6 protein-coding genes and 1 pseudogene are annotated in these 7,136 nt (G+C 70.1%); 5 read left to right on the plus strand and 2 right to left on the minus strand.

Going from position 1 to position 7,136, the window contains the following annotated elements; all coding sequences use genetic code 11:
* Positions 1-298: pseudogene (locus tag ACFWM7_RS31850) on the minus strand (hypothetical protein); the annotation flags it as partial.
* Positions 299-545: 247 nt separating this feature from the next.
* Between ACFWM7_RS31850 and ACFWM7_RS31855 the strand changes: the two are divergent.
* The gene (locus tag ACFWM7_RS31855; RefSeq protein ID WP_383267298.1) at positions 546-1,016 is read left to right on the plus strand and encodes an NUDIX domain-containing protein; all 471 of its coding nucleotides are present in this window, start codon (positions 546-548) and stop codon (positions 1,014-1,016) included.
* A 22-nt stretch (positions 1,017-1,038) separates the two neighbouring features.
* On the opposite strand, the gene ACFWM7_RS31860 is transcribed toward ACFWM7_RS31855, so the two are convergent.
* On the minus strand, positions 1,039-2,370 hold the full coding sequence (locus ACFWM7_RS31860) for an ROK family protein (protein ID WP_383267301.1): 1,332 nt from the start codon (positions 2,368-2,370) through the stop codon (positions 1,039-1,041).
* Positions 2,371-2,512: 142 nt separating this feature from the next.
* On the opposite strand from ACFWM7_RS31860, the gene ACFWM7_RS31865 reads away from it, so the two are divergent.
* The 4 genes from ACFWM7_RS31865 to ACFWM7_RS31880 are packed head-to-tail and all read left to right on the plus strand — an operon-like array spanning position 2,513 to position 7,116.
* On the plus strand, positions 2,513-3,823 hold the full coding sequence (locus ACFWM7_RS31865) for an ABC transporter substrate-binding protein (RefSeq protein ID WP_383267303.1): 1,311 nt from the start codon (positions 2,513-2,515) through the stop codon (positions 3,821-3,823).
* A gap of 11 nt (positions 3,824-3,834) precedes the next feature.
* A complete protein-coding gene (locus ACFWM7_RS31870) occupies positions 3,835-4,848 on the plus strand; it encodes a carbohydrate ABC transporter permease (RefSeq protein WP_383267305.1) in 1,014 nt (337 codons plus the stop codon).
* Complete coding sequence (locus ACFWM7_RS31875; protein WP_383267308.1) at positions 4,841-5,734, plus strand: carbohydrate ABC transporter permease; 894 nt, start codon at positions 4,841-4,843, stop codon at positions 5,732-5,734. The genes ACFWM7_RS31870 and ACFWM7_RS31875 overlap by 8 nt, the downstream gene beginning before the upstream one ends.
* A 20-nt stretch (positions 5,735-5,754) precedes the next feature.
* A complete protein-coding gene (locus tag ACFWM7_RS31880) occupies positions 5,755-7,116 on the plus strand; it encodes a GH1 family beta-glucosidase (protein ID WP_383267311.1) in 1,362 nt (453 codons plus the stop codon).
* The last annotated feature ends 20 nt before the right edge of the window (positions 7,117-7,136 follow it).

The raw sequence follows: 7,136 nt of genomic DNA on the forward strand, positions 1-7,136 counted from the left end.
CTACGAACGCAAGGCCGACCACTTCCTCGCCTTCACCAGCATTGCCTGCACCCTCATCTGCTACCGCAGGCTCGCCAAATGAGATGACTTCTAAGCCCCCTCCCAGCGCGTCCGCCCGCCTCGTCAAGTCTGCCGCGAGGTCGTCCCGGTCCGGTCCGCGCAGCCACAGGCCCTCGGCCGCTTCCCGCATCAGCGCCGGTTCGTCCGGTCGTTGCAGGACCACCGGCCGATAGCGCAGGTTGCGCACCCATGCCGGCAGGAGGCCGTCGACCACGTGTGGGCACAGCTCGCGCAGCATGCCGAGGATCGCGTCCGCGAGGTCAGCTCGTCGACGCAGGAGTGCTCCCGATGTTCGCGGGCGCACTCCTGCGTGGGCCCGTGCTCGTCCCCGTAGAGACAGCGCGCGTGCTCGGTCAAGGGGCTGTGCATGCCCCGGAGCTCACGACGCCCCGCCCCGGCTTCCGCCCCGCCCCGCCACGCCGGCGAGAGCCTGAAGGCGCCGTAGGGCTGGCAGGGATTCGCGGGCGTCCGCGAGGATACGGTTCATGACCGCCCCTCCTCCCCCGCCGCGCGCCCGGGTCGCCGCCTATGTGATCCGGCGTCACCCCTCCCCCGCCCTGCTGGTGTTCGACCATCTGGACTTCCCGGAGGCGGGCACCCAGGTGCCCGCGGGCGGCATCGTGCGCGGTGAGGATCCGGAGCGGGCCGTCCTGCGCGAGGTCGCCGAGGAGACCGGGCTGACCGGAGCCCGCGTCGTGCGGCGGATCGCGGTGGACGAGCGGCCGCACCCCGAGACCGGGCAGCCCCGCCGCACGGCCTTTCTCCTGCTCGACGCCCCGCCGGACGGACCCGTGGAGTGGGAGCACCGGGTGCGCGGCGACGGGGCCGACGCGGGGATGCGGTTCGCCTGCCGGTTCGCGCCGCTCCCCCTGGAGCACCCGCTCGCCGACGCCCAGGACGCGTGGCTGGGCCGGGTGGACCCGGGCTGGGGCGCGACGGGCGGCGCGGTGGGATGACCCCCGACCGCGGCGCGCCCTCTCAGCTCATCGCGGTCCGGTGACGTTCCCGGACCGCCTGGACGGCCGTACGCGGCGGCGCGCCGGTGCCGCCCGGCCCCGGACGGCTGCCGCCCCGGGTGAGGAAGTCGGCGAGCGGAAGTGTGGCCGCGCCCACGGTGACCGCGTCCGGGCCCAGGCGGCCCATCTCGATGGTGGTGCGGGCCGCCGCGTGGCTCAGGGCGTACTCGTTGGCGTACCGGCGGATCTCCGGCAGCAGGCGGGGGCCGAGGAGCAGGCCCGCCCAGCCCCCGATCAGGATTCGCTCGGGCAGGAAGAGGTTGATCAGGTCGGCGAGGGCCGCGCCCAGGCATTCGGCGGTCTCGTCGAGGAGCGAGAGCGCCACCGGGTCCGGTGCGGTGCCGCGCGCCGGATAGGCGGCGGCGAGCAGCGCGGCGAGCGCGGTCTCGTCGTCGGCGTCCTCGGGCAGCGGGCCGCCCGCCTCCCGCCAGCGCTCGCGCAGGGCTTCCGCGCCCGCGTACGCCTCCAGGCAGCCGATGGAGCCGCAGCGGCACCGGCGGCCACGGAGCTGGACGGTGGTGTGGCCCCATTCGAGGGCGAGGCTCATGCGGTCCTCGTCGAGGATGTCGCCGTGGTCGACGCAGGCGCCCACACCCGAGCCGATGAGGGCGATGGCAGCGGCGCCCGCGCCCCGGCCGCCGCCGAACCACATCTCGGCCTGGCCGAGCGTCTTGGCCCCGTTGTCGATGAACAGCGGCACCTCGGGCGGCACGTCGACCGCCTCGCGCAGCAACTGCTCGAAGGGGACCGCGCGCCAGCCGATCGTCTGGCCGTGCACCACCGCACTGCGGGTGCCGTCGGGGCCTTCGGGGCCGTCGCGCTCGATGATGCCGGGGACTCCGATGCCGATGCCGAGCAGCCGACGCGGGTCGGCGCCCGCGTCGCGCAGCACGTCCGCAACACCGGTGCGGACATGGGCGACGATGCGCTCGACGTCGTAACCGTGCTGGGCCAGCAGCCGTTCGGTGCGGGCCAGTTCGGTGAGGGAGAGGTCGAACAGCTCGACGCGGACCCGCGTCTCGCCGATGTCGATGCCGACGAGGAGGCCGCCGTCCGGGGCGACCCGCAACAGCGTACGGGGGCGGCCGCCGTCGGAGTCGACGACGCCGGCCTCCTCCAGCAGGCCCTCGGCGGACAGCTCCGCGACGACGTTGCTGATGGAGCCTGAACTCAGGCCCGTGACCGGCCCGAGCTCCTGACGGCTCAGCGGGCCGTCGAAATACAACCGTTGCAATACCCGCGCCCGGTTGCCCCGCCGCAGGTCACGCACGGTTCGTCTGTTGCGCTCGGCCATGGTGCTCCTTCCCGTCCAGGAACATACCCCGGCCCAAGGCCTTGACGCGACCTTCTCTCACCTCTTAAATCACGGCATAAATTAAGTCATGGAGGCCGTTCGGTTCCCGAACGCAGCCACCCCCGGAAAGGGGCCACCTCTCATGCGTCATCTCAGAGCCGCAAGCGCCGTCACCCTCGCCCTCTCCATCGCCGTGGCCGCCACCGGCTGCGGTGGGGGGACCACGTCGGGCGGCAGCAACGAGTCGCCGAAGACCCTCACCTACTGGGCGTCCAACCAGGGCCCCAGCATCGAGGCCGACAAGAAGATCCTGACTCCCGAGCTGAAGAAGTTCGAGAAGGAGACCGGGATCAAGGTGAAGCTGGAGGTCGTGCCGTGGGCCGACCTGCTGAATCGGATCCTCGCCGCCACCACCTCCGGTCAGGGCCCGGACGTGCTGAACATCGGCAACACCTGGTCGGCCTCGCTCCAGGCGACCGGCGCGCTCCTGCCGTGGGACGACAAGAACTTCGAGGCGATCGGCGGCCGGGACCGCTTCGTCGACTCGGCGGTCGCCTCGGCCGGCAAGGAGGGCGAACCGCCCGCCGCGGTGCCGCTGTACTCGCTGGCGTACGCCCTCTACTACAACAAGAAGATGTTCGCCGAGGCGGGCGTCGAGAAGCCGCCGGCCACCTGGGACGAGCTGGTCGAGACCGGCAAGAAGATATCCAAGGACGGCAAGTGGGGTCTTGGCGCCGAGGGCGGCAACCTCTCCAACAACATCCACCAGACCTTCGTCCTGGGCCAGCAGCACGGCGCCGACTTCTTCGACCAGGACGGCAAGGCGACCTTCACCTCCGACGGTGCGGTCGCGGCGGTGAAGCAGTACATCGACTTCATGGCCAAGGACAAGATCATCGCTCCGGGCAACGCCGAGTACGCCCAGAACCAGTCGCTCACCGACTTCGCCAAGGGGAAGACGGCGATGGTGCTGTGGCAGGCGGCCGCCTCCACCTTCGCCGCCCAGGGCATGAAGCCGGAGGACTGGGGCGCGGCCCCGGTGCCGGTCCCCTCGGGCGCCCCGGGCACCGGCAAGCAGGTCAACTCCATGGTCGCGGGCATCAACATGGCGGTGTTCAAGAACACCAAGAACATCGACGGCGCGAAGAAGTTCGTGAAGTTCATGACGAGCGACGCCGAGCAGAAACTGCTCAACAAGACCTACGGCTCCATCCCGCCGGTCAAGGCCGCCCAGGCCGACGCCGCGTTCGGGGCCCCCGACCTCAAGGTCCTGCGCGACACCCTCGCCACCAGCGCAGCCCCGCTCCCCCAGGTCCCCAACGAGTCGCAGTTCGAGACTGCTGTCGGCACGGCGGTCAAGGAGCTGTGGGCGGACGCGGCGGCCGGACGCTCCGTGACCGAGGAATCCGTCAAGGCGCGCCTGGAAAAGGCCCAGCAGACGATGCAGCAGTGAGGCCCTGATCCATGACCGCCACCGTCACCACGGACCCCGAGGTCGACAAGTCGACCAGCAGGGGGACGAGCCGGGGCACCGGGGGTGCGCGCAGGAGACTGCCGCGCATCCCCGACCGGATCCGCCAAGGCGGACTGCCCTATCTCCTGCTTCTGCCCGCCGTCCTGCTGGAACTCCTCATCCACATCATCCCGATGGTCATCGGGATCGTGATGAGCTTCCGGCAGCTCACACAGTTCTTCATCAACAACTGGGGCGCCGCGCCCTGGTCCGGCCTCGACAACTACAGGATCGCCGTCGACATCGACGCGCCGATCGGTGAGGCCCTGCTCCACTCGTTCTTCGTCACCTGCGTCTTCACGTTCTTCTCCGTCGGCCTGGCCTGGCTGTTCGGCACGGCCGCCGCGATCCTGCTCCAGGAGAGCTTCCGGGGCCGGGGCGTCCTGCGGACGATCTTCCTGGTGCCGTACGCCCTGCCGGTCTACGCGGCCGTCATCACCTGGGCGTTCATGTTCCAGCGGGACAACGGGCTGATCAACCACGTCCTGCACGACCAGCTCGGCATCACGGACGAGCCGTCGTTCTGGCTGATCGGCGACAACAGCATCTACGCGCTGATCATCGTCTCGGTGTGGAAGGGCTGGCCGTTCGCCTTCCTCATGCTGATGGCCGGACTCCAGAACATCCCGCGCGAGCTGTACGAGGCCGCCTCGATCGACGGCGCGGGCATCTGGCAGCAGATCCGCCGGATCACGCTGCCCTCGCTGCGCCCGGTCAACCAGGTGCTGGTCCTGGTGCTCTTCCTCTGGACGTTCAACGACTTCAACACGCCGTTCGTCCTGTTCGGGAAATCGGCGCCGGAGAACGCGGACCTGATCTCGGTCCACATCTACCAGTCGTCGTTCGTCACCTGGAACTTCGGCACCGGGTCCGCGATGTCGGTCCTGCTGCTGCTCTTCCTGCTGACCGTGACGGCCGTCTATCTGTTCTTCACCTCGCGCGGAAGGAAGGGCTCCGATGTCTAGCCTCACGCGGCCGACCCGCTCCGCCCGGTCGCGGGCCCGCTCGCCGATGGCAGCCCCGCAGTCCTTCCTCTGGACCCGCCGCATCGTCCTGACGCTGCTCGCCGGCTTCGTCCTGCTGCCGGTCTACGTCATGGTCAGCAGCTCGCTGAAGCCGCTCCAGGACGTGTCGGGGAAGTTCCAGTGGCTCCCGTCGACGCTGACGATCCAGCCGTACTTCGACATCTGGGAGACCGTCCCGCTCGCCAAGTACTTCGTCAACTCGCTGATCGTGGCGGGCTCGGCGACGGTGCTCTCGGTGACGATCGCGGTGTTCTCGGCGTACGCGGTGAGCCGATACCGGTTCCGGGGGAAGCGGGTCTTCACCGTCACGGTGCTGTCCACGCAGATGTTCCCGGGGATTCTGTTCCTGCTGCCGCTGTTCCTCATCTTCGTCAACGTCGGCAACAGCACCGGCGTCGCGCTGTACGGCTCGCGCGGCGGGCTCATCCTCACGTACCTCACGTTCTCGCTGCCGTTCTCCATCTGGATGCTGATCGGCTACTTCGACTCCATCCCCCGGGATCTGGATGAAGCGGCCCTGGTCGACGGCTGCGGGCCGGTCCGCGCCCTCTTCCAGGTCGTCGTGCCGGCCGCCGTCCCCGGCATCGTCGCCGTGTCCGTCTACTCCTTCATGACGGCCTGGGGCGAAGTGCTCTTCGCCTCCGTCATGACGAACGACGCCACCCGGACCCTCTCCATCGGCCTCCAGGGCTACGCCACGCAGAACGACGTCTACTGGAACCAGGTCATGGCCGCGTCCCTCGTCGTCAGCGTCCCGATCGTCGTCGGGTTCCTGCTCCTCCAGCGCTATCTCGTCGCCGGTCTGACGGCGGGAGCCGTCAAGTGACCTCCACAGAAAGGCAGTACGTGTCCGACCTCACCACCCTCCCGGCGGACTTCACCTGGGGTGTCGCCACCGCCGCGTACCAGATCGAGGGAGCAGTGACCGAGGACGGCCGCTCCCCCTCCATCTGGGACACGTTCTCGCACATCCCGGGCAAGGTCGACGGCGGCGACACGGGTGACATCGCCTGCGATCACTATCACCGGGTGCCCGAGGACATCGGCCTGATCAAGCAGCTCGGCGCGGACGCGTACCGCTTCTCCGTCGCCTGGCCGCGTGTCGTGCCCGGCGGCGACGGGCCGGTCAACAAGGCGGGCCTGGACTTCTACGACCGGCTCGTGGACGGTCTGCTGGAGGCCGGGGTCACCCCGTTCGCCACGCTCTACCACTGGGACCTGCCGCAGGTGCTCCAGGACCGGGGCGGCTGGACGGTACGGGAGACCTCGGAGCACTTCGCGGCGTACGCCTCCCATGTGGTGGAGCGCCTGGGCGACCGGGTCAAGGACTGGGCGACGCTCAACGAGCCGCTCTGCTCGGCGTGGATCGGGCACCTGGAGGGCCGGATGGCCCCGGGCCTCACGGACCTCACCGCCGCCGTGCGTGCCTCGTACCACCTGCACCTGGGCCACGGCCTGGCCGTGCAGGCGATCCGGGCCGCCTCCTCGGACGCCCGGGTCGGCATCGTCAACAACCTCAGCCCGATCGAGCCGGCGAGCGCGAGCGAGGCCGACCTCGCCGCCGCCCGCCGCGCCGACGGCCACATCAACCGCTGGTGGCTGGACCCGATCCTGGGGCGTGGCTACCCGCAGGACATGGTGGAGGAGTACGGCGCCGAACTCCCGGTCCGGGAAGGCGACCTGGAGACGATCGCCGCACCGCTGGACTGGCTGGGGCTGAACTACTACTTCCGCCAGATCGTCACTACCGACCCGGACGGCACCGCGCCCCGGGCCAAGCAGGTCTCCGTCCCCGGCGCCCGGCTCACCCACATGGACTGGGAGGTCCACGCGGAGGGCCTGGAACAGCTGTTGCTGCGCCTGACCGAGGAGTACGGCGTCCAGCGCATCTACGTCACCGAGAACGGTTCGGCGTACGAGGACGTCGTCGCGGCGGACGGTTCGGTGCACGACCCGGAGCGGGTCCGCTATCTGGAGGAACACCTCGCCGCCTGCGCCCGCGCGGTGGGCAAGGGCGCCCCGCTGGCCGGGTACTTCGCCTGGTCGCTGCTGGACAACTTCGAGTGGGCGTACGGCTACGACAAGCGGTTCGGACTGGTCCACGTGGACTACGCGACCCAGCGCCGTACGGTCAAGAGCAGCGGCCTCCGGTACGCGGAGCTGGTCCGGGAGCACGCGGCACGGCGGGGTGGCCGGGCGGCCGCCTGACCTCTCTTCTCCCCTGTTCC

This window comes from Streptomyces sp. NPDC058375, from assembly GCF_042723425.1.
Lineage (GTDB): Bacteria > Actinomycetota > Actinomycetes > Streptomycetales > Streptomycetaceae > Streptomyces > Streptomyces durocortorensis.